The organism is Pseudoduganella rivuli (assembly GCF_009674485.1).
Classification (GTDB): Bacteria; Pseudomonadota; Gammaproteobacteria; order Burkholderiales; family Burkholderiaceae_D; genus Rugamonas; species Rugamonas rivuli_B.
In genome coordinates this window covers 161875-187162 of the sequence record NZ_WKJJ01000008.1, presented here as the reverse complement: position 1 = coordinate 187162, position 25288 = coordinate 161875, and the positions used below count along the sequence as shown (strand labels likewise).

The 25288-nt window shown below is 64.5% G+C and carries 21 protein-coding genes; 12 read left to right on the top strand and 9 right to left on the bottom strand.

Annotated elements, in window-relative coordinates; genetic code table 11:
- Positions 1 to 3: 3 nt before the first annotated feature.
- Positions 4 to 1032, top strand: a complete 1029-nt coding sequence (locus GJ700_RS14355; protein ID WP_154374916.1) for a class I SAM-dependent methyltransferase — start codon at positions 4 to 6, stop codon at positions 1030 to 1032.
- Positions 1033 to 1042: 10 nt separating this feature from the next.
- On the opposite strand, the gene GJ700_RS14350 is transcribed toward GJ700_RS14355, so the two are convergent.
- The 3 genes from GJ700_RS14350 to GJ700_RS14340 all read right to left on the bottom strand — a co-directional run bounded on the left by GJ700_RS14350 (position 1043) and on the right by GJ700_RS14340 (position 5351).
- Complete coding sequence (locus GJ700_RS14350; protein WP_154374914.1) at positions 1043 to 1813, bottom strand: FecR family protein; 771 nt, start codon at positions 1811 to 1813, stop codon at positions 1043 to 1045.
- Position 1814: 1 nt separating this feature from the next.
- Positions 1815 to 3461, bottom strand: coding sequence for a ShlB/FhaC/HecB family hemolysin secretion/activation protein (locus GJ700_RS14345; RefSeq protein ID WP_229507005.1), 1647 nt, complete (start codon positions 3459 to 3461; stop codon positions 1815 to 1817).
- Between the two features lie 252 nt (positions 3462 to 3713).
- Positions 3714 to 5351, bottom strand: coding sequence for a M28 family peptidase (locus tag GJ700_RS14340; protein WP_154374912.1), 1638 nt, complete (start codon positions 5349 to 5351; stop codon positions 3714 to 3716).
- A gap of 140 nt (positions 5352 to 5491) precedes the next feature.
- Between GJ700_RS14340 and GJ700_RS14335 the strand changes: the two genes are divergently transcribed.
- A complete protein-coding gene (locus GJ700_RS14335; protein WP_154374910.1) occupies positions 5492 to 6310 on the top strand; it encodes an SDR family oxidoreductase in 819 nt (272 codons plus the stop codon).
- A 74-nt stretch (positions 6311 to 6384) separates the two neighbouring features.
- On the opposite strand, the gene GJ700_RS14330 is transcribed toward GJ700_RS14335, so the two are convergent.
- Positions 6385 to 6789: a nuclear transport factor 2 family protein gene (locus tag GJ700_RS14330; RefSeq protein WP_229507004.1), complete on the bottom strand. Its 405-nt coding sequence runs from the start codon at positions 6787 to 6789 to the stop codon at positions 6385 to 6387.
- A 211-nt stretch (positions 6790 to 7000) separates the two neighbouring features.
- Here GJ700_RS14330 and GJ700_RS14325 point away from each other — a divergent pair, with 211 nt between their 5' ends.
- Positions 7001 to 9238 carry a DEAD/DEAH box helicase gene (locus GJ700_RS14325; protein WP_154374907.1) on the top strand — a complete coding sequence of 746 codons (2238 nt, stop codon included), beginning with the start codon at positions 7001 to 7003 and terminating at the stop codon, positions 9236 to 9238.
- Positions 9239 to 9254: 16 nt separating this feature from the next.
- On the opposite strand, the gene GJ700_RS14320 is transcribed toward GJ700_RS14325, so the two are convergent.
- Entirely contained in the window at positions 9255 to 9953 is a 699-nt protein-coding gene (locus GJ700_RS14320; RefSeq protein ID WP_154374905.1) for an aspartate/glutamate racemase family protein, read from the bottom strand.
- A gap of 87 nt (positions 9954 to 10040) precedes the next feature.
- Here GJ700_RS14320 and GJ700_RS14315 point away from each other — a divergent pair, with 87 nt between their 5' ends.
- Both GJ700_RS14315 and GJ700_RS36105 read left to right on the top strand, forming a co-directional pair.
- Positions 10041 to 10817, top strand: coding sequence for an AraC family transcriptional regulator (locus tag GJ700_RS14315; RefSeq protein ID WP_154374903.1), 777 nt, complete (start codon positions 10041 to 10043; stop codon positions 10815 to 10817).
- Between the two features lie 271 nt (positions 10818 to 11088).
- The gene (locus GJ700_RS36105) at positions 11089 to 12900 is read left to right on the top strand and encodes a TnsB C-terminal domain-containing protein (RefSeq protein WP_154374901.1); all 1812 of its coding nucleotides are present in this window, start codon (positions 11089 to 11091) and stop codon (positions 12898 to 12900) included.
- A gap of 24 nt (positions 12901 to 12924) precedes the next feature.
- Here the strand turns inward: GJ700_RS36105 and GJ700_RS14305 are convergent, their stop codons facing one another.
- Together GJ700_RS14305 and GJ700_RS14300 are read right to left on the bottom strand one after the other, a co-directional pair.
- Positions 12925 to 13284, bottom strand: coding sequence for a nucleotide pyrophosphohydrolase (locus tag GJ700_RS14305; protein ID WP_371867956.1), 360 nt, complete (start codon positions 13282 to 13284; stop codon positions 12925 to 12927).
- Positions 13281 to 13733, bottom strand: a complete 453-nt coding sequence (locus tag GJ700_RS14300) for a GNAT family N-acetyltransferase (RefSeq protein ID WP_154374899.1) — start codon at positions 13731 to 13733, stop codon at positions 13281 to 13283. The genes GJ700_RS14305 and GJ700_RS14300 overlap by 4 nt, the downstream gene beginning before the upstream one ends.
- A 196-nt stretch (positions 13734 to 13929) precedes the next feature.
- On the opposite strand from GJ700_RS14300, the gene GJ700_RS14295 reads away from it, so the two are divergent.
- From GJ700_RS14295 to GJ700_RS14280, 4 genes are all read left to right on the top strand, one after another.
- On the top strand, positions 13930 to 14343 hold the full coding sequence (locus GJ700_RS14295; protein WP_154374897.1) for a hypothetical protein: 414 nt from the start codon (positions 13930 to 13932) through the stop codon (positions 14341 to 14343).
- A 187-nt stretch (positions 14344 to 14530) separates the two neighbouring features.
- Positions 14531 to 16594: a S9 family peptidase gene (locus GJ700_RS14290; protein WP_154374895.1), complete on the top strand. Its 2064-nt coding sequence runs from the start codon at positions 14531 to 14533 to the stop codon at positions 16592 to 16594.
- Between the two features lie 130 nt (positions 16595 to 16724).
- Positions 16725 to 17336: a hypothetical protein gene (locus tag GJ700_RS34995; RefSeq protein WP_195763901.1), complete on the top strand. Its 612-nt coding sequence runs from the start codon at positions 16725 to 16727 to the stop codon at positions 17334 to 17336.
- A 122-nt stretch (positions 17337 to 17458) separates the two neighbouring features.
- Positions 17459 to 18286, top strand: a complete 828-nt coding sequence (locus GJ700_RS14280; RefSeq protein WP_154374893.1) for a hypothetical protein — start codon at positions 17459 to 17461, stop codon at positions 18284 to 18286.
- Between the two features lie 19 nt (positions 18287 to 18305).
- Here the strand turns inward: GJ700_RS14280 and GJ700_RS14275 are convergent, their stop codons facing one another.
- Positions 18306 to 20546: a putative bifunctional diguanylate cyclase/phosphodiesterase gene (locus tag GJ700_RS14275; RefSeq protein ID WP_371867961.1), complete on the bottom strand. Its 2241-nt coding sequence runs from the start codon at positions 20544 to 20546 to the stop codon at positions 18306 to 18308.
- Positions 20547 to 20774: 228 nt separating this feature from the next.
- On the opposite strand from GJ700_RS14275, the gene GJ700_RS14270 reads away from it, so the two are divergent.
- Both GJ700_RS14270 and GJ700_RS14265 read left to right on the top strand, forming a co-directional pair.
- Positions 20775 to 22175: a M16 family metallopeptidase gene (locus GJ700_RS14270; protein WP_229507003.1), complete on the top strand. Its 1401-nt coding sequence runs from the start codon at positions 20775 to 20777 to the stop codon at positions 22173 to 22175.
- Between the two features lies 1 nt (position 22176).
- A complete protein-coding gene (locus tag GJ700_RS14265; protein ID WP_154374886.1) occupies positions 22177 to 23616 on the top strand; it encodes a M16 family metallopeptidase in 1440 nt (479 codons plus the stop codon).
- A gap of 3 nt (positions 23617 to 23619) precedes the next feature.
- On the opposite strand, the gene GJ700_RS14260 is transcribed toward GJ700_RS14265, so the two are convergent.
- Positions 23620 to 24564, bottom strand: a complete 945-nt coding sequence (locus GJ700_RS14260; RefSeq protein WP_154374884.1) for an alpha/beta fold hydrolase — start codon at positions 24562 to 24564, stop codon at positions 23620 to 23622.
- A 128-nt stretch (positions 24565 to 24692) separates the two neighbouring features.
- On the opposite strand from GJ700_RS14260, the gene GJ700_RS14255 reads away from it, so the two are divergent.
- A complete protein-coding gene (locus tag GJ700_RS14255; RefSeq protein WP_195763900.1) occupies positions 24693 to 25286 on the top strand; it encodes a DUF805 domain-containing protein in 594 nt (197 codons plus the stop codon).
- The last annotated feature ends 2 nt before the right edge of the window (positions 25287 to 25288 follow it).

The following is a 25288-nucleotide window of genomic DNA, read 5'->3' as shown; positions in this document are numbered from 1 at the left end:
GGCATGGCGGCAATGGCAGGTGTATTGGAAACACTGCAGCGCAGTATCGAAGATGGCGAACACCACACGCGCCAGCAGATGGAAGCGGCACTGGGATCGCAATTCGGCCGCTACGTGGAAATCGGCCTGGCGTTGCGCGAAGCGTTCGAGCGCCCTGAATTGCGCGAGACCTTCATCCGCCGCCTGAAGCCGTTTCGCCGCCTGATTATCGGCAACCTGCCGGCCGGCGTGCAGCGCCATGGCTTGCTGCCCGCGCTGTCGCCGCAACAGCGCGCCGGACTGGGCCACCGCCGTCTCGACGATATCCCGGACAGCGAGCTGGAACAGTGGCTGGTCGATGACGGCCGCCTGATTTATGGCGAATTCAAGCCGCAGGAATTGCACAATTACTTCACCGTGATTGCACCACACGTGAAGCCGGGCAGCGCAATGATGGACCTGGGCAGCGGCCTCGGTAAAGTCGTGCTGTCGGCCGCGCTGGCGCTGCCGTTTGCCAGCTGCACGGGCGTGGAATTGCTGCCGTACCGGCATGCGATGGCGCAGCAGCGGTTCAGCGCGTTGCTGGCGGCGGGCGACGCGGCGCTTGCCGCACTGCCGTCGCCGCCGGCGCCGGACGAGGTGCTGCACCTGCCGTATGGCGCCGTGACGGATGCGCGCCACGTGCTGGATTTGCGTGAACGGGTCCGTTTCGTCAATGGCGATTTGTTTGAAGCCGATGTCAGCCAGGCAGGCCTGGTGTTCATGTACAGCACGTGCTTCGCGCCGCTGATGGACCGCATCGGTGAAAAACTGGCGCGGGAATTGCGGCAGGGCGCCCTGGTCAGTACGACGACCTTCCCGTTAAAGCACCCGGCGTTCCGCGAAATGGCGCAATTCCAGTCCGGCACGGTGGCTTGGACCACGGTTTTCTTGTACGAACGCACGGGGGAACTGGACGGCTTGCCGCCGGCGCCGCCGGCCTACCTGTACGAGCCGCCGGAAGACCGGTGGGAAAAGGATGTGCGGGAACACATGTCAGCGTTGAATCCGTGACCCATCCACGCTACTGAACGACGCACTCGGGTTCGGAATTTTTCCCCGACACGCCCGGCGCCGGGGCATTCTGGCTGATCGATGCCGGCATCCGCACTTGCGGCGCCTGGCTGGCCGGCACCTGGATCATGGGCGGCTGCACGCCGTTTTGCGCCGGCGGCAGGAAGCCGAACTGGCCGGCGTCCAGCAGCGCGGGCGGCATCGGCGGGACGCCCGGCGGCGTCACCGGCGTCACGGAAATGCCGCCCACCACCACGTCCAGGTGCAAGCCGTTGGCCGGTGTCTGCCCGTTGGGCGTGGGCACGCCGCCGCAATCGTTCTGGCAAAACAGCGCGCCCAGATGCGTGCCGCGGATACCGATGGTGGCCGTCGGCAGGCTGAAACTCACGGATTCCTTGCTGCGCTTGCCCACCATGCCGGAGACGGCGCGGAAGCCGCCCTTCAGCATTTCCAGCCGCACCTTGTCGCCTTTCGGGTCGGGTTCGCGGAACGTGAATTCCGAGATCTTCAGCACGGAATTCGGACGCAGCACCATTTCCGAATGGTCGATGAATTTCAACCGCGCATACGCTTCGTTTTCCGTGGTCAGCACATCGCCTTCGCGCACCGGGGATTTCACGGACAGCATCCTGGTATTGCCATCGGCCTGTTTGGCCGTCAGCACGCCGGACAAGTGCGTGATTTGCGCCACCGTATCGCCCGGCGACGCCAGGGCGGCGGTACAGGCCATCCCGCACAGCATGGCGGCGAGCGGGGTGGCGTAACGATCCAGGGTAGCCATCTCAGTACCCCACAGTCAGGAAAATATGGGCGCGGTGGTCGCCGCGCGCAACGCCGGGGGCGCGGCCCGCCTCCAGCACCCGCGCCACGTCCACCCTGATAGTAACGCTTTTTCCCAGCGCTGCGCGCAATCCGATGCCTGCGCTGGCGGCGGAAACACTGGCGGCAACGGGTAATTGCGCGGCGCGGTTATGGCCATGGGAACCGTCCACGAAGGCCAGCAGCCGCAGGCTGCCATCCCAGCCCAGCACGGCCGCCAGGTCCGGCGCATACAGTTCGGCATTGGCGATCACGCCGCTGTCGGCGGACAGCACCCGTTCGTCGAAACCCCGTACGGAATTCGCGCCCGTCAGTCCGAAGCTTTCCGCCGAGACCAGCGGCTGCAGCGCGTACTGGACGCTGCCGGCCACCCGGGTTTGCCAGTCGTTGTGCCATCCCCGGAACCAGCTGGCCGCGCCGCGCAGGATGACGAGGCGGTCGCGCGTATCGCGGTTGCCGCTGGTCAGATAGGAATAGCGGTCGCTGCGACCCGTGATGTTGGTGTAGTCCACGCCACGGGGCAGGTTGACGGCCAGCCCCACGCTGGCGTCGGTTTGCGCCATGCCGCTGCGGGTCGACGTCATGTATTGCACGGACAGCGGCATGACGGTGTAGGGCACGCAACTGGCCAGCGGCGGTGTCGGTGGCGCCGTGCTGACAGGCGTGCCGTCGACGGCGGTGCAGCGCGCATCGATGGCTTTATAGTCGAGGGCCGCCACCAGCTTGCGCGTGGTTTCGCCCGCGCGGGGGAAGTTGTGGTTCAGGCGCACGCTGACCACGTCGCCCTTGCCGACGATATTCAGCGCACCGCCCAGGGTCGGCGTGGAAGAGGGCGTATTCGAGCTGGATTTGCCGTAAATGACGTCGATGCTGTCGCCCCAGCCATACAGCGGCACGCGGTAGCCGATGCTGTAATTGTGGATCTTGACGCCGGCCGGGCTGTCCGGCGACGTGGTGTAGGCGAGGCTGACGGCGTGATCGCGGTCGAACAGGTTGGCGTACTGGTAAAACACGCCCGTGCGCCACTTGCCCGTGGCGTCCGTACCCGTGTTGTCGGCGGACAGGCCGCCCTGGTGGGGGCTGCGGTCCGTCACCCGCACGTTGGCGTCGACGATGTCATCGTTGTCGCCGGCCGCCAGCGACACTTCCACCTGTTTCGCGCCATTTTCATTCGACAGTTGCACGTTTTCCGACAACCGGCGCAAATTCGGCGACGCGCCCGGCTGCAGCGCGGGCAAGCCGCGCCGCACGTTGTCCGCGCTGTAGTGGCGGTTGTCCAATACCGTAATCTTGCCGATTTTCGCTTCCATCACGTCGAAGCGCACGGCGCCGGACGTGGCTTCCTGCTCCGGCAGCGCCACCTGGACGGCGCCGTAACCGGCGGCCCGGTACGCGTTTTCCAGCGCATCCAGGGCCCGCTGCACGTCGGCGAAGTTGCGCTGCGGCCCCCGGTAAGGCGCCAGCAGCGCCTGTACCTGGGCGTCCGGCAACAGGGTGTTGCCGACCACGTCGAAGCGGGTGATGTCGAAGCGCTGTTCCTCGGCCTGCGCACCGGCCCATGCCGACGCCAGCACCAACGCAAAACACGCTGCGGGCAGCCGAGTCGTCATGATGTCAAAAGGAAAAGGGATAAATAGTGGCTCAATTGGCAACGGCTCGTGCCATAAAAGCGCGTCTTTTCGCGCCATGCTGCGTTGCAAATCCTCGCGATAGGTCGCTATCGCTGCGGTTTGCGCCTTGCCTGACGCAAAAATCCATCGCTTTTATTTGGCACTCCCGTTGCCAATTGATCCACTAGGGTAGACCGATCTGCCCTTCGCGGCAAGCAAGTGTGGGGGCTTGGCCACAGCCCCCGCTGGTCCTTAGCGCTTGACATTGGCGAACGGGTCACCCTTCCTGAAACTGGCCATTTTCGGGTCGTTGGCCACCGCATAGCCCAGGTTCAGCGTGAATTGCGCCTGCTGCACCATGCCGGACAAATCCCAGTCCGCGTGGTATTCATCCGTCACCTGGTGGTAATCCTTCTTGAACGCCACCAGTTTCGCGCTGGACGCCTGCTGGTCTTTTTCGAATTCGAAGTGGCCGTCGCCGGAAAACACGGCGGAACCCACGTTGAACGCGGGGATGCCGGCCTTGGCGAAATTGAAATGATCGGCGCGGAAGTAGGCGCCGGAAATGTCCGGGATCATGGGCGCCAGTTTCAGGCCCATTTTCCTGGCCACCTGGCCGGCCGATGCATACAGCGAACTGCGCTCCGCGCCGGCCACGCCGATGTCCTTGGTGCGGCCCACGAAATTCATGCTGTCCAGGTTCAGGTCCGCGCTGGTCTTGTTCAGCGGCCAGACCGGGTTGGCGACATAGGCGGCGCTGCCCAACAGTCCCTGTTCTTCGGCGGCCGGCCACAGGAAGATTTGCGTGCGTTTGGCGGGTTTTTTCACGGCCTCCGCCGCCATCGCCAGCAGCGCGGCGGCGCCGGACGCATTGTCGATCGCGCCGTTGTACGTATGGTCGGTCTTGCCTTCGCGGCGCACGCCCTCGTCGATGCCCAGGTGGTCCCAGTGGGCGGAATACACGACAGCCTGTTCCTTCAGCTTCGGGTCAAGGCCCGGCACGATACCGGCCACGTTGAATTGCTCGACCTGGCGCACGGCGCTGCGCAATTCCACGTGCGCCGCGGTCTTCAGGTCGACCGGACGGAAATCGCGCGATTCGGCCTTGGCGCGCAATTCGTCGAGGTCGAAGCCGGCGGATTTGAACAGGTCGCGCGCCGTGTCCTCGTGCAGCCAGCCTTCGACCTGGTTGCCTTCCTTGTTCAGGTGGAAGCGCTCGTGGCCGAAGCCGTTGGCCGGCACGCTCCACGGGTACGACGCGGACGGCGTGGTGTGGATCAGCAGCGCACCGGCGGCGCCACGGCGCACGGACTCTTCGAACTTGTACAGCCAGCGGCCGTAGTACGTGTACGCCTTGCCGGCGAAGCGGTTCGGCTCTTCCGCCGTCGGCTGCGGGTCGTTGACCATCATGACGAGGATCTTGCCTTTGACGTCGGCATCCTTGTAGTCGTCCCATTTTTCTTCCGGCGCCGTGGCGCCATAGCCGACAAACACCAGTGGCGCATCGAAGCTCAGGCTGGCCTTGCCGCTGCCTGTGCCGATCAGTACGCCTTCTCCGACCACGGGCGACAGCCGCGCCGTCCCTGCCTGGAACGTGATACCGCTGCCCGGCAACAGCCTGGTGCCACGGAAGCGCACCGGCTGGCGATAGGTGCCATCCTGCAGCGGTTTCAAGCCCATCAGCGCAGCTTGCGTTTCCAGGTAGCGCACGGCGAGGTCGCCGCCGCGCTGGCCCGTGCCGCGTCCTTCCAGCAAATCATCGGCCAAAAATGCCAGGTGCGCGCGCAGCGGGCCTTCCGTCAACACGGGGGCTTGCTGGGCATGGGCGTTGGTGAGGGCGGAAGACAGGGCGGCGGCGGTGATTGCTGCGGCCAGGGGGCGAAGGCGCATGGGGGCTCCGTAGTGAAAAGGTGACAGGTTCGATGGCCGTACCGCTCGAAGCTGGCGGCGCGGACCGCATATCTTACTCTTGCTGACCACTGCCGTGGCGAACATGTTAACCTTTGCCGGATCGACAACAAGGAGACGTTATGCGGGTCATTATCATCACGGGCGCATCGGACGGGATCGGGGCGGAAATGGCGCGCCAGCTGGCGCAGCGCGCCGCCGGCGGGCAGGCCGGACTACTGGCGCTGGTGCTGGCCGCCCGCAACGCCGCCATGCTCGATACGGTGGCCGCCGAATGCGCCACGTACGGCGTGCGTACCCTGACGGTGCCGACCGACGTCGCCGACCAGGCGCAGTGCCGGCAACTGGTGCAGGCCACGGTGGACGCGTTTGGCCGCATCGATGCGCTGGTCAACAATGCGGGCCGCTCCGGCCACGCGCTGTTCGAAGACGTGCAAGACCTGGGCTGGTACGAGGAGATGATGCGGATTAACCTGTGGGGCAGCGTCTGGTGCACCCATGCGGCGCTGCCTTACCTGAAGCAGTCGCGCGGCAGCGTGGTGGCGGTGGCGTCGCTGGCGGGACTGGTCGGCGTGCCGGGACGCACGGCGTACAGCGCCAGCAAATTCGCGATGTCCGGCTTTTTCGAAGCGCTGCGGGCCGAACTCAAGGCGTCCGGCGTCTCCGTCACCACGGCGTATCCTGGCGTGGTCGATACGCGCATCCGCTACCGCGGCTATAACGCGGCGGGCGGCGAACTGGGCTCGAGCAGCCTGAAGGAAGAGGGGGCGATGCCGGTGGCTGAGTGCGCGCGGCTGATCATCGACGGCATGGAGCGCCGCAAGCGCGAAGTGGTGATGTCGGCCAAGGGCAGGCTGGGGCGGTGGATGAAGCTGATCGCCCCGGGCATGGTGGAAGATATGGCGCTGGCGGCGGTCTCGGACGAGCATCGTCCCCGGTAGGGCGGTAAGCCAAAGGCTTGCCGCCATGCAGGCGCCGCCTCAGCGCATGAACCTTGCCGGGTACTGGGTGAGTCTTACGCGGCGGTCGGTTCGCCGTGGAACGCCTTGTTGGCGATCTTCCACCCGTTTTCCGTTTTCAGCAGCACGAAGTAATCGGTGAACGTGGTGGCGCCGTGGATCAGGCGCAGGCGCGCGGCGGCCGACGTGCCGTGCACGTCGATCCAGTCGACGATGCGCTGGCGCTCGGATTCATCGGCGGCCGGCGTGCCCTTGAAACGCTGGCAATATACGTCCAGCGGCCACGACGTGAACACGCCGTCGCGCATCGATTCGATGTGGGCGGTCGGCAGGAAGGCCTGGCGCATGAAGGAGGCGTCGTCGCGCGCGTGGCCTTCGATGTATTGCTTGATCGGGTCCATCACCGCGGCTTGTTCTTCGGTGAATTGGGGGCGGAAGATGACATTCATAGACAGGGACATGGCGGGCTCCTTGGTGGAGCCCCATCATGCCCCGCTTTCCGGGCCCTGGCTGCCCCATGGCTGAGATAGTCGGTATATGCGGTTTTCTATGCTCAAAAAGCGGGCAAATTGCATGGAAATAGGTGCTTTTCGCACAGGGTGGACGGTAAAAGGGTAAACTGTCACCTTTGTTTCGCATTGGGCGATTCGATCATTAACTGTGAGTGACGCCATGTCTGGAACACCTGAAATTCTCTTTGCCGACCTGAATTTGTCGGCGCCGATCCTGAAATCGCTGAAAGAAGTGGGCTATGAAAGCCCCTCGCCGATCCAGGCCGCCACCATCCCTTATCTGCTTGATAACCGCGACGTGCTGGGCCAGGCGCAGACCGGCACCGGCAAGACCGCCGCGTTCGCGCTGCCGATCCTGTCGCGCATCGATTTGAAACAGATGACGCCGCAGGCGCTGGTGCTGGCGCCGACGCGCGAACTGGCGATCCAGGTGGCTGAAGCTTTCCAGCGCTATGCCGCGCATATCCCGAAATTCCACGTGCTGCCGATTTACGGCGGCCAGAGCTATGGCCCGCAACTGGCCGCGTTGCGCCGTGGCGTGCACGTGGTGGTGGGTACCCCGGGCCGCGTGATCGACCACCTCGACAAGGGTTCGCTGGATTTGTCCGCGCTGAAAACCCTGGTGCTGGACGAGGCCGATGAAATGCTGCGCATGGGCTTCATCGACGACGTCGAGCGTATCCTGCAAGAGACGCCGGCCACGCGCCAGACCGCGTTGTTCTCGGCCACCATGCCGGCGCCGATCAAGCGCATCGCCACCACCTACCTGAACGACCCGCGCGAAGTGACGGTGGCGGCCAAGACCACGACGTCGGAAAACATCCGCCAGCGCTACTGGCTGGTGTCGGGCATGCACAAGCTGGACGCGCTGACCCGCATCCTGGAAGCGGAACCGTTCGACGGCATGATCATTTTCTCGCGCACCAAGCTGGGTACGGAAGAACTGGCGGAACGCCTGCAGGCGCGCGGCTTCTCGGCAGCCGCCATCAATGGCGACATGCAGCAGGCATCGCGCGAGCGCACCATTGCCCAGCTGAAGGACGGCAAGATCGATATCCTGGTCGCCACCGACGTGGCGGCGCGTGGCCTGGACGTGGAGCGTATCAGCCACGTGGTCAATTACGACGTGCCATATGACGCGGAAAGCTATACGCACCGTATCGGCCGTACCGGCCGCGCGGGCCGCAGCGGCGAAGCCATCCTGTTCATCACGCCGCGCGAGCGCAACCTGCTGAAAACCATCGAGCGCGCCACGCGCCAGCCGATCGGCCGCATGGAATTGCCGACGCTGGACGCCGTCAACGACGTGCGGATCGCCCGCTTCAAGGACGAGATCACGGATACGCTGGCGCAGGGCGGGCTGGAACACTTCCAGAGCCTGATCGAGGAATACGAAAACGAACACAATGTGCCGGCCGTGGAAATCGCCGCCGCACTGGCGCTGATGGCGCGCGGCGGCAAGCCGCTGCTGCTGGACAAGAAACGTGAGACGGGCTGGCATGAAGACGGCCAGCCGCGCCCGGACCGTCCCGATCGTCCTGAGCGCGCCGACCGTGGCGATCGTGGCGACCGTCCCGACCGGGGCGAACGCATGGAGCGGCCGAAGAAAGAGCGCTTGCCGCGCACGTCCGAGCCGGGCATGCAGACGTACCGCATCGAAGTGGGTTACCAGCACGGCGTCAAGCCGGGCAATATTGTGGGCGCCATTGCCAACGAGGGCGGCGTCGATTCGAAATTCATCGGCCGCATTGAAATCTATGACGATTTTTCCGTGCTGGATATGCCGGACGACTTGCCGCCGGATCTGATCGAACACTTGCGCGGCATCCGCGTGGCGGGCCAGGCGATGCGCATCAGCCGCGATGGCGACCCGGTGCCGGCGGCGCCTGCGGCAACTGCGGCGCCGGCGCCGCGCAAGGCGGCCGAAGAGCGGGCCCCGAAAAAGGCCGCACGGCCGGAACCGGAACTGAGCGCCCGCGCCGATGACGACGAACCTGCGTTCGGCGAACCGGGCTTCGACGACGACGCGCCGAAGAAGAAAAAGAAGGACAAGCACAAGGTCAACCTGCCGATGACGCCGTTCCGTCTCGAGGTGGGCATCAAGCACAATGCGACGCCATCGAATATCGTGGGCGCGATCGCCAACGAGGCGGGGCTGGAGGCGAAGTACATCGGCCGCATTGAAATGTTCGACGACCACACGATGATCGAATTGCCGGACGGTATGCCTGACGATATCTTCCGCCACCTGGGCAAGGTGTGGGTGGGGGGCCAGCAATTGCGCATCAGCCACGCGGACGCCATGCCGCCGATGTCGGGCAAGCACACGCCGCCGAAGGAACCGGTCAAGCCGGCCAAGGGCGGCGCCAAGGCGGGCAAAAGCTTCAAGGCCCGCTAAGCGCATTGCCCGCGCGTTAATCCTGCGCCAGCGCCCATTCGGCGGCGCTGCGCGCATGGATCGCCGTGGTATCGAACAGCGGCAGCGCCGTGTCGTTCGGCCCCACCAGCAATCCGATTTCCGTGCAGCCCAGGATGACGCCCCGGGCGCCCCGCGCAGCCAACTGGCCGATGATGCGCTGGTATTCCGCGCGGGACGCCTCCGACACGACGCCGACGCACAATTCCTCGTAAATGATGCGGTGGACGATGGCGCGGTCGCCGGGGGCCGGCGTCAGCACCGCCAGGCCGTGGCGCTGTTCCAGCCGTTCGCGGTAAAAATCCTGTTCCATCGTGAAACGCGTGCCCAGCAGGGCCACCGTGTTCAGTCCTGCCGCCTCGATTGCGCGCGCCGTGGGATCGGCGATGTGCAGCAATGGCAGGGCGCAGGCCGCCGCAATGGCGGGGGCGACCTTGTGCATGGTATTCGTGCACAGGACGATGCAATCGGCGCCGGCCGCCTGCAGCCGCCGGGCCGCGTCGGCCAGGACCATACCTGCCGTTTCCCAGTCGCCGGCGCGCTGCAATTGCTCGATGTCGTGGAAATCCACGCTGTACAGCACGGCGCGGGCCGAATGCAGGCCACCCAGGCGTTCGCGGATGGTTTCATTGATGTGGCGGTAGTACGGCACGGTGGATTCCCAGCTCATGCCGCCGATCAGGCCGATGGTTTTCATATCGTCTCCTTGAGGTGAGGCTAGAATAGGTTGCGCCGGCCATGCCGGTCTATCACGAAATTTCAGCGCGGCGGGGAGGGCGGCAGCATGGGCATGGTGGAACTGGACGTTGGCTGGGCGCGCATCGCGTTGCTGCCGTCCGCACCGTATTCAGCCGACGGCGCATCGTCCGCCTGTGTGATGGGCGTGGCGCTGGAACGGCAGCGGGGCGTGCACGCGGTGGCGGGCGAAGCGCGCCGCGATTTCGATGCCTGGCCGGGTGAATTCGCGCTGGCCGCGCCGGGCGTGCCCGTGTTTTCCGAATCCGCGCATGGCGGCGAATACCTGGTCGTGCAGGCCGATCGCGCGGTGGCGCCGCCGGTGACGGGGGCGCCGCGCCGCCTGTTCCGTGGCCAGCGTGAAGCCATTGCGCTGGCGCGCAGCTTGCGGCGCCTGCTGCTGTCGCAACAGCCCGATGTGCAGCAAGCGGCACAGCATGCCGCCGCGCTGCTGGCGCATGGAGCGCTGTTGCTCGATGGCGCAACTGTGCCCGCCACGGCCTATGATGCCGACCGCGCGCTGCACGCGCGGGTGCTGGACGCGATCGACGCCATGCTGGCTTCCCCGCTGCCATTGGAAGGCCTGGCCGACCTGGCCGGCATGCCGTTACTGCGTTTCCTGCGCAGCTTTACCCACACCACCGGCATGACGCCGCACGCGTGGATCACGGAACGCCGCCTGCAACGCGCACGCCGCATGCTGCGCGGCACCGACGCGTCCCTGGCCGACATCGCCGCCGCCTGCGGCTTTTCCCACCAGTCCCACCTGGGCGCGCTGCTGAAACGCGAAGTTGCCCATACCCCCGCCCAATACCGCCGCCGCTGAAACCTGCGCCACGCCAGGCGAATTTCCCATTTCCAAGAAAGCGCCTGGCACTTCATTCCAATCACCAAAAAGTGCCAGGAACTTAAATGCTGTCAGGAAAAAAAGTCATTGCATTTCAAGGCACCGTTGCACTGAATTGGTGCACATAAAATGCTGCGTCGCACCAAAAAGCGCCTCAATCTGGCGTGGCCGCTGTGATTTACCGCAAAATCATGCCTGGCCCGGAATTTGCATAGACATGTATATTTTTCCTGTCTTGCGAGGGGCGCCAGTGATAACCCGTAACGACCTGATCGAGTATGCCGGTCCGCAGCGTAAAGTGTTTCGTGTGCTGTGGGTCGATGACGCCGGAGCGGCGGCTTATATTTTCAACGTATTGCCCAAGACTGCCGAAGCGCAGCTGGCGCGCGTTTCCATGCTGGAAGCGGATCTCGCGGCCGGCCGTGCGCGGCGCCTGGCGGATGACCCGTGGCCTGCCCCGGCCCAGCCCTTGCGCCGTCCCGCCAAGCACCTGCAGATCCGCGACCGCGCGTGGCAAGTCATCAACGACCTGGTGGCGCAGGAGCCGGCGATTTATGAACCGCGCCGGCGCGGCCAACTGGTGCAGGCTTGCATGGAGCGGCACGACGTGTCGCATCCCACTGTCTACCGCTATTTGCGGCGCTACTGGCAGCGCGGCCTGAGCGCGGATGCGCTGCTGCCCGATTACGCGAATTCCGGCGCGCGCGGCAAGATCCGCGCCGTGTCCGAAGGCGTGCAGCGGGGTCGTCCCCGCAAGGCTGGCGCGCCACCCGGCGTGAATGCCGACGCGTCCATGCGCCGCATCTTCCGCGTGGCCGCCACGCGCCTGCCGGACAGCGCCGCGCCGTTCGCCCGCCGTGCCGTCTTCGACCAGATGCTCGCTGACTTTTTCTGCCAGCGGACGATTGAAACGGAAACCATGCGCGTGCAGCCGGGCGCGCGGGATGCCGCGCTGCCCACCTACGGCCAGTTCAGTTACTGGCTGGAGCAGGATTACCTGATGGCCCGGCCTCAACCGCAGCCGCCGCTGCCGGCCGGGATGGACCCGGGCCGTCCCGGCCGGCCGGGCGCCGCGTTCCGGCTGGAAGCGGTGCAGGCCGACTTGCGGCTGGTGTCGCGGGCAGACCGCAGCCAGGCCCTGGGCCGTCCCGTGATCTACACCGCCACCGATGTCTTCAGCGGCATGGTGACCGGCATCTACGTCGGCATGGACCGCCCCAACTGGCGCCACGCGCTGCTGGCGCTGGCCAACTGCGCCGCGGACAAGCAGCGCTACTGCCTGCGCTTCGGCCGCGATATCGGCGCCGCCCTGTGGCCCGCGCAGCACTTGCCGGGCCTGGTGTTTGCCGATGCGACGCTGGCCGCGGGTGTCGATATCGAGCATGACAACCTGCTGAACCAGTTCCACACGCGCTGCCTGGTCGCACCGCCCCACGAAGGCCACGCGCCCGGACTGCAAGCGGAGCTGGCGCGCCGCATTCCGCTGCTCGAAGGCGCGGCCCGCGATGACGGCGATGGCGATACCTTGCGTTGCGCGCGCATGGATGGCGTACTGGACCTGGAACAATTCACGCGCCTCGTCATCGACAGCGTGCTGCACTACAACCACAGCAACCCGCAGGGCGGCGCGACGCCGCAGCAATTGTGGGTGTGGGGTACGGTGCAGCGCGGCGCCGCGCTGCGCCAGTTCGCCGAAGACCTGGTGCGCTGCTGCCTGTTGCCGGTGACCGATGCGATGGTGACGGCGCAGGGCATCCGCGTGCAGGGCAGTCACTATGAATGCGCGCGTGCGCTCGACGAGCAATGGTTCGAGCGCGCCGCCAGGCATGGCCAGTGGCCCGTGAAAGTCGCCTACGATCCGGCCAGCCTGGACATGGTATACCTGCTCGATCCGCGCGCGCCGATGCACTTCCATGCATGCCACCTGGCCGACGGCAGCAGTGCGCACCGCCGCCTGTCGTCAATGGAACTGTCGCTGTTGCGGGCGGCGCAGCAGCGCACCTATGCGGACCCGGTGCACAGCGTCGCGTTCGAGAAAATGGTGGCGGCGCTGGCGCGCTGAAGGATCAAAACTGTATTAATCGTATTAATCGTATTGATCGTATTTGCGGGAATCGCCCCTGACTTGCGCTGCCGGATACTTGGCCGCATTCAGGGCGATTTTCTCCAGCGCCGCCGCGCGCAGATCCACGCCGGTCTTGTCCGCCAGTTGCACCAGGTAGAGCAGTACATCGGCCAGTTCATGGCGGATGCCTTCCCGCTTGCGCGCGTCCAGCTCATGGTCCGCGCCGGTCTGCAGCCACTGGAAGTGTTCCGCCAGCTCGGCCGCTTCCACGGTCAGCGCCATGGCCAGGTTCTTCGGCGTGTGGAATTGTTCCCAGTCCCGTTCGCGCGCAAAGGCCCGCGTCAAGTCCCGCAACTGCAGCAGGCTGTCCGGCTGGCTCACGGCGCGGCCTTTTCCATGAACACGCTGAGCGGGTCGTCGCGGTAATCGCCATACGGCCCCCGCACCGCATAGCCCCGTTTCGCGTACAGCGCCAGCGCTTCCGGCTGGTCCGGTCCCGATTCCAGCATGAAGCGGGTACAGCCGCGCTTGACCGCTTCGCCTTCCAGCAAGTCCAGCAGTTTGTGCGACAAGCCTTGCCCGCGTCCGGCAGGGCGCACATACATGCGTTTGACTTCGCCATACTCCGGCGTCAGCACCATGGCGCCGCAACCGAGCGCCGCACCGGCGCTGTCGCGGGCCACTGCGAACAGGATGTTGGGTTGGTCCAGTGTCGCGATATCGAGGGCATACACGCTGTCGGCAGGGTACAGCGCGTACAAATAGTCATCCAGCTCGGCGATCAGGGACACCACGTCCGGCTGGTTTGGGGTTTCGAAGGAAATAGTCATATTTTTCATTGTAGCCGACCATTCTGTATCAGGATGCAAGCGGTCTATGCCACGTAAGGGAAGGTGAGAAAAATACTATGATGCAATCCCTTCCAAGCCACGTAAAGCTGTCTATGATGAATTTTATGCAGGGCCTGAATAGGACAAGACCCTGCTGCCTGGAGTTCAACCCGTTCGACTATTTGGAGCAGTCATCATGAAAAAAATTAGCCTGATTGCCTTGCTGGCCATTGCCGCCCCTGCTGTATTTGCCCAGTCGCAGGATGCGTCCCCCACCGTGAAAGTGCCCGGCTACAGCATCGTCATGCCGGATCGCACGGTCGGAAAGGCCGGCGCCGGTTTCGACACGTATCGCGGCGCCTATGATTTGTCGAATGGCCAGGTGCTGGCGCTGACGGAGCGCGGATCGACCATGTATGCCCAGCTGGACGATGGCGAGCGGCATGAACTCGCGGCCACCGGCTATGGCAAGTTCGTGGCCAAGGATTTGTCGTTGAAGATCACGCTGGAACGGAAGATGGATGGCGACTTCGGTGGCGAAATGTTGATCGCCAAGTCATCTTCGGTAGCAGGCCAGCCGACGGAATACGTGCGGATCGCGTTGCGGTAACGGCCGTACGATTAACTTGTAGCAGCGCGCGGGCGGGTCCGTCGCCCGCGTAGTCTCCCTTTGCCGCCGGATCGACAGGTCCGGCGGTTCTCTTTGTGCCCCCGGGTTTCTCTTTCAAGTTTGGTATGATGTTCGGCTGCCGGCCAAAAGCTGGCATTTTTTATAAATACCACTCGGAGATACCCGAATGAAATTACGTCTGCTGGGAGTCGCGGCCGCATTAGCTGCGGCCGGTGTACAGCATGCCCATGCCGCGCCGCGCGGCTTGACCGTCGAAGACCTGGCCACCATGGAGCGCGTGGGCAACCCGGTACTGTCACCCGATGCGACCAAGGTCGTGTACACGGTACGCAGTACCAACCTGGACAAGAACCGCGGCAATACCCAGCTGTGGATGATCGACTTGCGCGCCGCCAAACCAGTGCCGCAGCGCCTGACCCAGGCCGATGCCAGCAGCACCGATCCCGAATGGTCGCCCAATGGCGACGCCGTGTATTTCCTGTCGGCCCGTTCCGGCAGCAACCAGGTGTGGCGCCTGCCGCTCGGTGGCGGCGAAGCGGCCCGCGTGACGGACTTGCCGCTGGATGTAGACAATTTCCGCGTGTCGCCGAAAGGTGACCGCCTGGCGTTCAGCATGGCCGTGTTCCGCGATTGCCCGGACCTGGCATGCTCGAAAAAGCGCGCCGATGAGCAGGCGAAGAACAAAGCCACCGGCAAGGTGTATGACCGCCTGTTCGTGCGCCACTGGGATACGTGGGGGGATGGCCGCAATGCCGTGCTGTACAGCGCCCCGATCCGTTCCGATGGCAAGGCAGGCCATGCGGTCAGCCTGTCCGGCTCGCTCGACGGCGACGTGCCGTCGAAGCCGTTTGGCGACCACGAGGAATACCAGTTCAGCCCGGACGGCAAGACCATCGTGTTCAATGCCCGTATCGCCGGCAAAACCGAAGCCTGGTCCACCAACTTCGATATCTATTCCGTGCCGGCTGCGGGCGGTGCGCAACCGCGCAACCTGACGGCCGACAACCCTGCCTGGGACACCAAGGCGCAATTCTCGCCGGACGGCCGCACGCTGGCCTATGCCGCCATGAAGCGCCCGACCTTCGAAGCGGACCGTTTCCACCTGGTGCTGATGGATGTGGCCACCGGCCAGAAGCGCGCGTTGACGGATGCGTGGGACCGTTCCGTCGCGGAATTCCACTGGGCGCCGGACGGCAAATCGCTGCTGGCGACGGCCGATGACGTGGGCCAGCACCGCCTGTTCTCCATCGATGCGGCCAGCGGCAAGGCCACACCGCTCAGCGGTCCCGGCTATGTGTCTGCCTTCACGATGGCGCGCGATACGCTGGTGATGGCGCAAGCGAACCTGGCGTCCGGTGCACAACTGTACAAGATGAAACTGGGCGTCGCGGCCAAGCCTGAAAAGCTGACCGCCAACAATGAAGAGGCGCTGGCAGACGTGCAGTACGGCGAGTACGAGCAATTCTCGTTCAAGGGCGCCAATGGCGACACGGTCTACGGCTACGTGATGACGCCATGGAAAGTCGAAGCAGGCAAGAAGTATCCGGTCGCCTTCCTGGTGCACGGCGGCCCGCAGGGCAGCTTCGGCAATTCGTGGAGTTACCGCTGGAATCCGCAAGTATATGCGGGCGCAGGCTACGCGACCGTGTTCATCGACTTCCATGGCTCGACCGGTTATGGCCAGGCGTTCACGGATTCCATCAGCAATGACTGGGGCGGCAAACCGCTGGAAGACTTGAAGCTGGGCCTGGCGGCAGCGGCGGCCAGGTTCCCGTGGCTGGACCGCGACAAGTCGTGCGCGCTGGGCGCGTCGTATGGCGGCTACATGATGAACTGGATCGAAGGCAATTGGTCCGACGGCTTCAAGTGCATCGTCAACCACGACGGCGTGTTCGATATCCGCGGCATGGCGTATTCGACCGAGGAAATCTGGTTCACCGAGTGGGAATACGGCGGTTCGTACTTCAAGAATCCCGAAGGACACGAAAAGTTCAACCCGGTGCACCACGTGGCCAAGTGGAAAACCCCGATGCTGGTGGTGCAGGGCGACCAGGACTTCCGCATCCCGACCGCGCAGGCATTGAGCACGTTTACCGCGCTGCAGCGCCAGGGTATTGAAAGCAAATTGCTGGTGTTCCCGGATGAAAACCACTGGGTGCTGAAGCCGGCCAATTCCATCCTGTGGCACCACACGGTGCTGGGCTGGCTGGACCAGCATTTGAAGAAATAAGCTGTCCTTGTTTCCCCTGAACGCCCGCTGAATCAGCGGGCGTTTTTCTTTCCGTGAGTATTGGTTAGTTTTTAAAGTGCAACAATACGCTATGCTTCGGCCTCCAAAAAATAACCACACAGGGGAGTTTATGACCAAATACGCCGCACTGGCCGCCATGTTGGCGCTGACGGGATGCGCATCCATCACGGGCGAGAAGATCCAGCCGCTGTCCGTCATCACGGTGCTCGATAACAAGGAAGTGGCCGGCATCGGCTGCACGCTGTCCAACGACGCGGGCAGCTGGTTCCTGACGTCGCCGGCCAGCGTTACCGTGCACAAGAGCACGGGCGACCTTGCCATCGATTGCAAGAAAGAGGGCCTGGCCGGCAATGCCACGGTGGTATCGAAAGCCAACGGCGGCGCCTGGGGCAATATCCTGGCGGGCGGCGTGATCGGCTATGTGGTGGACCGCCAGACGGGCGCCGGGTTCAATTACCCGAGCAACGTCACCATCATGCTGCGCCAGATTGAAAATGCGCAGCAGGTACAGTCGCAGGCCACTCCAGCGGCTATTCCGGCTGCTCCGGCAGCGCCTGCCGCCGCAGCACCGCAGGCGGCCAAGCCGGCAGCGGCGCCTGCCGCCGCGCCGCAACTGGCTGCCGCCACGGCCAAGCCGGTTGCTCCTGCTATTCCCGCCGCAGCCGGCAACCCTTTCGTTGAAGGCACCATGGCGGAAGCCAATCCCGCCGCGCAGCGCTAAGCTGCGGCCGCCCCGTTTCGTCCTGCATAAAAATTCTCTCAAAAAATAATTGTTTCCCGATGGAAATGTGAGAGAATTGTATGGACAACTTATGAGCCGGATCAACATAAGAGGGGTGTGCCGTGAACTCGCGACTGATTTTGTCCATGGTGCTGGCCTGTGCGGCAGCGGTGGCGCAGGGCGCCGATATCTTGCCCCAGTGCCGGGGCGGGGCGGTTCCCCAGGCGGGGCCGCCGGACACGGCGCTGTTCGTCGCAATCGACGCCACCACGCCGCTCGACGCGGAGCTTCGGCACCAGGTCATGGATTACATCAAGCCGTTCCTGGTCGCCGGCAACACGATCGCGGTGGCAGTCTTTCCTTCGGCGGAGAAAACCCCGCAGCCCGACCTGGTCTTGTCCGGGCGGCTCGATACGCCGCTGGACAGCGCGGCGCGCGGCGCCCTGTCCAAATCCCTGCTGGCCCGTTTCGACCAGTGCCTGCTGACGCAAAAACAGATGGCGCGCCAGTACACGGCGCAGGCGCTCAAGCGGCTGTTCGACACGGCGACCGGCAGCACGGGACACACGGAAGTGATGGGCAGCATGCGGGCATTGTCGCAAGCCGTGCAGGCGTCCACTGCCCGCAACAAGGTGGTGCTGGTGGTGTCGGACATGCTGGAGCATTCGGAGGCCGGCGACTTTTACGCCGACCACCGCCGCACCGTGCGCCGCGTCGATCCGGTCATGGAGCTACGCACGGCGGACAGCCACCACTTGTTCGGCGACTTCGGCGGCGCCCGCGTTTATGTGCTGGCGGCAGGATTGCTGCCCGACGGCGGTAAGGCCAAGCCGGAAAGCGACCGGCGCGCCATGCAGTTGTTGCAAGATTTCTGGAGCGGGTACTTCGGCAAGTCGCATGCGCAACTCGCGGGTTTTGGCCAGGTCGAGCTGGAGCAGCCGATGCGCTGATCCGCAGATCCGCCGGCGCTCAGGCCGCGGAGCGTTGCGGCGACAGCGCTTCCATCAACTGCACGAACGGCGCGGGCCGCGCGTACAGGTAGCCTTGCATGCTGTGGCAATTGCTGTCGATCAGGAAATTCGCCTGCGCCGCGGTTTCCACGCCTTCAGCCACCACGCGCAAGCCCAGGTGGTGCGCCATGGCCAGGATGGTCTGCACAATGGCCGTGCCGCTGGCGTCGGCCGGGGTGTCCATGATGAAGCTGCGGTCGATTTTCAATTCGTACAGCGGCATGCGCTTCAGGTACACCAGGCTGGAATAGCCGGTGCCGAAATCGTCGATCGAGAAGCGGATGCCCAGCGCCGCCAGCGCATGCATGCGCTCGACGGTTTCTTCCCATTTTTCTACCAGCAAGCCTTCCGTCACTTCGAAAATCAGTTGCGTCGCGGGGGCCCCGGTTTCTTCCAGCACCGCGCGCACCTGGTCGACGAAATCGGCGTGCCGGAACTGGCTGGGGCTGACGTTGACGGACAGGGGAAGGCTGTGGCCCGCGTTGGCCAGCTCCACCACGTACAGGCAAGCCTGGCGCAGCGCCCACGCGCCCAGTTGCAGGATCTGGCCGGTGCCTTCGGCCAGTGGAATGAACAGCGACGGCGGCACCCAGCTGCCATCGGCGCGTTGCCAGCGCATCAGCAGTTCGGCGCCGACCGGACGGCCTTCACTGTCGACTTGCTGCTGCGCATACAGCGCCAGTTGCTGGTTATCAATGGCGGCGGCCAGTTCCCGTTCCATGTCCAGCCGCTGTTCCACTTCGGCCTGCATGCCCGATTCAAAGAAGGCAATGCCGTTGCGGCCATCCGCCTTGGCCCGGTACATCGCGATATCGGCTTCGCGCAGCAAGTCCTGCGCGCTTTCGCCGCCTTTCGGCAGCAGGGTGACGCCGATACTGGCCGACGAACTGTAGGTCTGGCCTTCGATGGTGAAATCCTGCGCAATCGCCTGGCGGATCTTTTCCGCCACGGCCAGCGCGGCATGGGCGGCAGCCGAGTGCGCGGCGCCCAGGTGCGCCAGCAGCACGACGAATTCATCGCCGCCGATGCGGGCCACCGTGTCGGCCTTGCGGATCAGTTGCGCCAGGCGGGTGGCGGTATTTTTCAGCAGCGCGTCGCCAATCGCGTGGCCGCGCGCATCGTTGATGGTCTTGAAGTTATCGAGGTCGATGAACATCACGGCGCTGAAGGTATGGTCGCGCTCCGAGCTGGCCAGCAGCTTGTCGATGCGGTCCATCAGCAGGCGCCGGTTCGGCAATCCCGTCAGCACGTCGAAATAAGCGAGGCGGTGGATGTCGTCTTCGGACCGCTTGCGGTCCGTGATGTCGCGTTCCACCGCCACCCAGTGCGTATTGTTGCCGCCTTCGTCGGCGAACGGCACCAGTTCCATTTCGACCCAGTATGGCTCGCCGTTGCGCGTATAGTTCAACAGCTCAGCGCGGACCGGCTCGCAGCGCTGCATGGCGCCGGCAATGCGTTCCAGGGTGGCTGGCGCCGTATCCGGACCTTGCAGCAGGCGCAGGTCGCGTCCCAGCACATCGTCGCGCCGGTAACCGGTGCGGCGCTCGAACGCCTTGTTGGCAAAGATGATGCGCTGGCCTTCTTCCGTGACTTCGGCAATCAGCACCATGTCGTTCAGGCGCGCGACGGCGGCGGACGTCAGGCGCAATTCTTCGTTCAGTCCCCGCAATTCGCCGATCGAACTGTCCAGGCGTTTGAGCAGCACACCACACGCCAGCGTCAGCACGGCCATGATGAACACATAATTGAGCGTAATGACGCACCACTGGATCAGCGACGCCACCTGGGTGTCGCCATCGGCCAGGCCCGGATGCGTGAAGTAGCCGACCACCAGCAGCGCCAGCGCAGACAGGATCAGCGCCCACATGCCGGAGCGCAGGCCGAGCAGCAGCGCGGCCAGCACGGGCACGGCCGCCAGGTAGATTTGCGATATGGGGCCGATTTTCAGCATCAGCCCGATGCCGACGAGGAAGGTGACCGCCAGGAAGTTCAGCACGCGGGCATGGTACGACCACGAGGGCACACGCCAGATGGCTGCAATCCATCCGATCGCCAGCACATCGACCACAGCGATCGACCAGATGCCTTCGGACAGGCTCAGCATGATGCTGGGCAGCGCCGTCACGAGGCCGAGCGCCAGCACCACCTGCATGATGCGTGTGAAGATTTGCGCGCGCCAGTGAGCGACTTCCTTTTGCACCGTCAAAATTCCTGTCTCCTATAGTAGATCGCTATGCTTTCCCACCGGCGGTGGTTTGGTGGCGGCCACAGTCCTCTGGCGGTTGAAACTTGCGGCATCGAAAACGGATGGATGCGTAGGTGCGACACCAACCAATATGATACTCCTTTTCAATCTTGCTTTTTTGGTCATCCCTGCGCAGAATTGGCGATCCGATCAACCGTTCGAACACCGAGGATGTCTATGCGTATGCGCAAACTTTCCGCCTTGCTGGCGGCAGCCACGCTCTCGCTGTCCGCGCAAGCCGCCAGCACCGACCGCTGGGACTTGCCCGTCAATGTGAAAAAGCTGAGCAACGGCCTGACCGTCGTTGTCACAGAAGACCACAGTTCGCCCACCGTCGGCGTGTCCGTGGTGTATCACGTCGGCATGCGCCTTGAGCCTAAAAACCGGACCGGCTTTGCGCACCTGTTCGAACACCTGATGTTCCAGGGCACGCCGAAAGCAGCGAAAGGCGTGTTCGACAAGACCATCACGGCGGGCGGCGGCCGCAGCAACGGTTCCACCCGCGCCGACTTCACCAACTATATCGAAATGGCGCCGGTGTCCGCGCTGGACGCCATCCTGTGGCTGGAAGCGGACCGCATGAAGACGCTGGACTTCAGTGAAAAGACGCTGAAGAACCAGCAGGACGTGGTGAAAGAGGAAATTCGCGTCAACGTGAAGAACAAGCCATACGGCGGCTTCATGTGGATCGACATTAGCCAGCAGGCATTCAAGAAGTGGGAAAACAACCACGACGGCTATGGCAGCTTCGAAGACCTGGAAGGCGCCAGCCTGGATGACGTGCGCAATTTCCACCGCGATTACTATGGTCCCAACAATGCGGTGCTGGCCATTGCCGGCGACGTGACGCCGCAGCAAGGCTTCGACCTGGCGCAGAAATACTTCGGTGCGATTCCGAAACGCGCCGTGCCGAAAGGCGGCGACTTTACGGAAGGCCTGAATACCGAAGAAAAACGCACGGTGCAGGGCGATGCGCTGGCCCAGGTGCCGGCCATTGCGGCAGGCTGGAAAATGCCCGCGCGCGGTAGCCGCGACCAGGCGCCGATGGCGGTGCTGGGCGAAGTGCTGGCGGGAGGCGATGCGTCGCTGTTTTACCAGGGCCTGGTCAAGGGCCGTGAAATCGCGTTGAACGTCTCGTCGTTCTGGGGCTTGACGGGCCCGTGGGAATACGACGGCCCGACATTGTTTACGATTTTCGGCCTGTACAAACCCAACAGCAGCGCCGATGCGATGCTGGCCGCGATGGACGAGGAAGTCGCGAAAATCGTCAAGGATGGCGTCGACGATGCGACCCTGAAACGCGTGAAAACCAGCATGCTGGCCGACTGGAACAACCAGATGGAAAGCTACATGAACCGGGCCGACATGCTGGCCAAGCTGCAAACCCTGTGGGGCGACGCCAAAGTCGTCAACAAGATCCCCGGCTGGATCGAGGGGGTGACGTCGGCCGATCTGCAGCGCGTGGCCGCGACGTACCTGACCAAAGCCAACCGCACGGTCATCGACCGCAAGCCGCAAGCGATGCTGACGCCGCCCGCCGCGCATTTCCACGGCGGCGACGACCACGAACACGGAGGCCACTGAAATGAACAAGCTGATGATGACCGCCGCCATCGCGGCAGCGATGGCGACGACGGGCGCCGCGCCTGCCTTTGCCAGGACGCCTGCCGCAAAAGCAGTTGTTTCCACCGCGTCGGGCATGCCCGCTTATGGCGCCGACAAGCCGCTACCGGTGCCGAATATCGCCCGCAAGACGCTGGCCAACGGCCTGGAAGTGTGGGTGGTGCCGCGCAAAGGGGTGCCGCGCGTCGATTACGTGCTGGCCATGCGCGGCGCCGGTTCGGCCGCCGACGATGCGCAGCATCCGGGTTTTGCCGGCTTGCTGGCGTCGCTGCTCAATGAAGGCACCGCCAAACGCAGTTCGCGCGCCATCGCCGAAGCGGGGCAGGCGCTGGGCGGCGGCGTGGGCGGCAGCACGTCGCAGGACGGCATCACGGTGTCGGCCAATGCGCTGGCGTCCGGTGCGGCCGACATGATGAAATTGCTGGCCGAAGTGGTGCGCGAACCCACGTTCCCGGAGTCGGAAGTGGCGCTGGCCAAAGCCAATGCGCTGCAATCGCTGAAGGTGGCGGAAACCCAGCCAGGCTTCCGCGCCGACCGCGCGCTGGCGCGCACGATCTACGGCGACCACCCGTACGCCCGCACCACCGGCACGGCTGAGTCGATCAATTCGACCGATGCGGCGCTGCTGCGCGCCGAGCATGCGAAGCGCTTCCGCCCGGACCGCGCGCTGCTGGTGATCGCTGGCCGGATCTCCGAAGCGGAAGCCGTCAAACTGGCGGAAGCGGCGTTCGGCGACTGGAAAGCGTCTGGCCCCGCGCTGCCTGAAACGCCGGCCGCGCGGACGTCGGCCGAACCGGCGCGCCTGTTGCTGGAGCGTCCTGGCAGCGTGCAATCGACCGTGCGCCTGGGCCGTCCGGGCGCATCGGCCACCGTGGCGGAACAGGTGCCGCTGCGCCTGGCGTCGACCATCATCGGCGGCGGATTTTCCAGCCGCATCAACCTGAACCTGCGCGAAGACAAGGGCTACACCTATAGCGCCTCGGCCAGTGCGCGCATGTTCCGCGAGGGCGGCGCGATTACCGGCGGCGCCGATGTGCGCAATGAAGTCACGGGCAAGGCGCTGGCCGAGTATTTCAAGGAATACCGCAAGCTGGGAGAAGAACTGGTCGGCGAGGACGAGATGCGCATGAACAAGCGCTACGTGGCCGGCACGTACCTGCTGACCAACCAGATGCAGCGCGCCGTGGCCGGTACGCTGGCCAACAACTGGCTGGTCGGCCTGCCGCCGGAATTCCTCGGCCAGTACGTGCCGAAGATGCAGCAAGTGACGGCGGAGCAGGTGCGCGATATCGGCAGGAAGTATTTCGATCCCGCCACGCAGTCGATCGTGGTGGTGGGCGACAAGGCCGCCATTGCCGACCAATTGAAGGAGTTCGGCGAATTCACCGTCACCGACAAGTGATGTTCAGACGGTGTTGGTATTGCGCCTGAAGGCCAGGTAGTCCCGCGCCGCCCGGCGCGGTTTTTCCAGCATCGGCAAATGTCCGACTCCCCGCATCATGATGGTGCGGCTGCGGGGAAACAGCGCCGCAAACGATGCGGCGCCATCCGGATGCAGGATGCGGTCCTGTTCTCCCCACACGATCAGCGTCGGTATCGCGCCATAAGCGGGCTGCGGCCGCAGCAGCGGCGCTTCCGACAGTTGCTTCATCAACGCCGTATGCAGCGCGAAATCGGCCGCCCCGCGCCGCCCCAGCAGCACGCGCACGCCGTGCGGCAGGAGGGGCTCCTTCACGGTACAGGCGGCGATCAGCGTATTGAAATCCTGTTCCTTTTGCACCAGCAGCGGCATGTCGCCCGTCGCTTCATAGTGCCGGAGGATGTCGGAACTGTGCGCCGCTTCGGTGCCGGCCGCATCGAGCAGCCAGAGCGACGCCACGCGCTCCGGATACATGGCGGCAAACTGCGCGGCTATGAAGCCGCCCATGGAATTGCCGCCCAAGTGCACGGGGCCGGGCGCGACCTGGTCCAGCAGCGCTGCCAGGCGGCGCGCCTGGTCTTCGACGGTGTGCGGCGCGGAGGGATCGCGCGCCGCGTCGCCAAAGCCGGGCAAGTCGGGAATGATGACGCGGTAATGGGGCGTGAGGAAGCGGGCCACGCGCGCAAAGTTGTCCTTGTCCCCCGCGAAGCCGTGGATCAGCACCAGTGGCGCGCCGCTGCCGCCTTCCAGGTAGGGCATGGCCAGGCCTTCGGCGCTGCCATGCCGCAGCCGCAGGCCGGACATGCGCTGTTCCAGCGCCAGCCCGAGGCGCCCGGACGTCATCGGGGCGAGGCGGTCGAACAGCAGCAAAGCCACGACGGCCAGGCCAAGGGCGGCCATGATCATGGTGATGGGGTGGGACAGGTCCAAGCGTCGCTCCTCGTATAAACGAATATGGTGGCACCGTCCGGCGCCGTCTGTAAAGGACGGGGCGAGCCATTCAAGCCTGCCGGCGCATCCTGTATGATTGCCGAATATATAACGACAGGGAGCATCCCGTGAGCGACACCCATAGCGACTTCAAAACCGACATCAATAACCCCTACCAGGCGCCGGCTGCCGTGGTGGATGGCGAACCCACTGGCGCAACGTACCAACCCCGTTTCTGGGCCTGGAGCGGGCGCCTCGGCCGCCTGCGCTATCTGGCGTACCTGACCAGTATCAGCTTCCTGACGATGATAGCAGTCGGCATCCTGGGCGGCGTGCTGGGCGCGATGCAGGTTGTCCGCGGCAATGCCGGCGGCATTGATATGCTGACGGTGGGGCTGATGATCCTGTATATCCCGATGTTTGTTTACAGCTTTGCGCTGGCACGGCGCCGTTTCAACGATACGGGACGCACTGGCTGGTTATGCCTGCTGATGCTGGTGCCGCTGGTGAACGTGCTGGTGTCGCTGTACCTGGTGTTCGCACCGGGCACCGACGGGCCGAACGAATACGGCTTGCCACCATCGAAGAATTCCTGGTTGGTGATCGTCGGCGGCATCGTGCTGCCGCTGGTGTTCATCGTCGGCGTCATGGCGGCCGTTGCGATCCCCGCCTACCAGGCTTACTCGGCGAAAGCGCAGGCGGCGCGCGGCAGCGGCTTCTGATG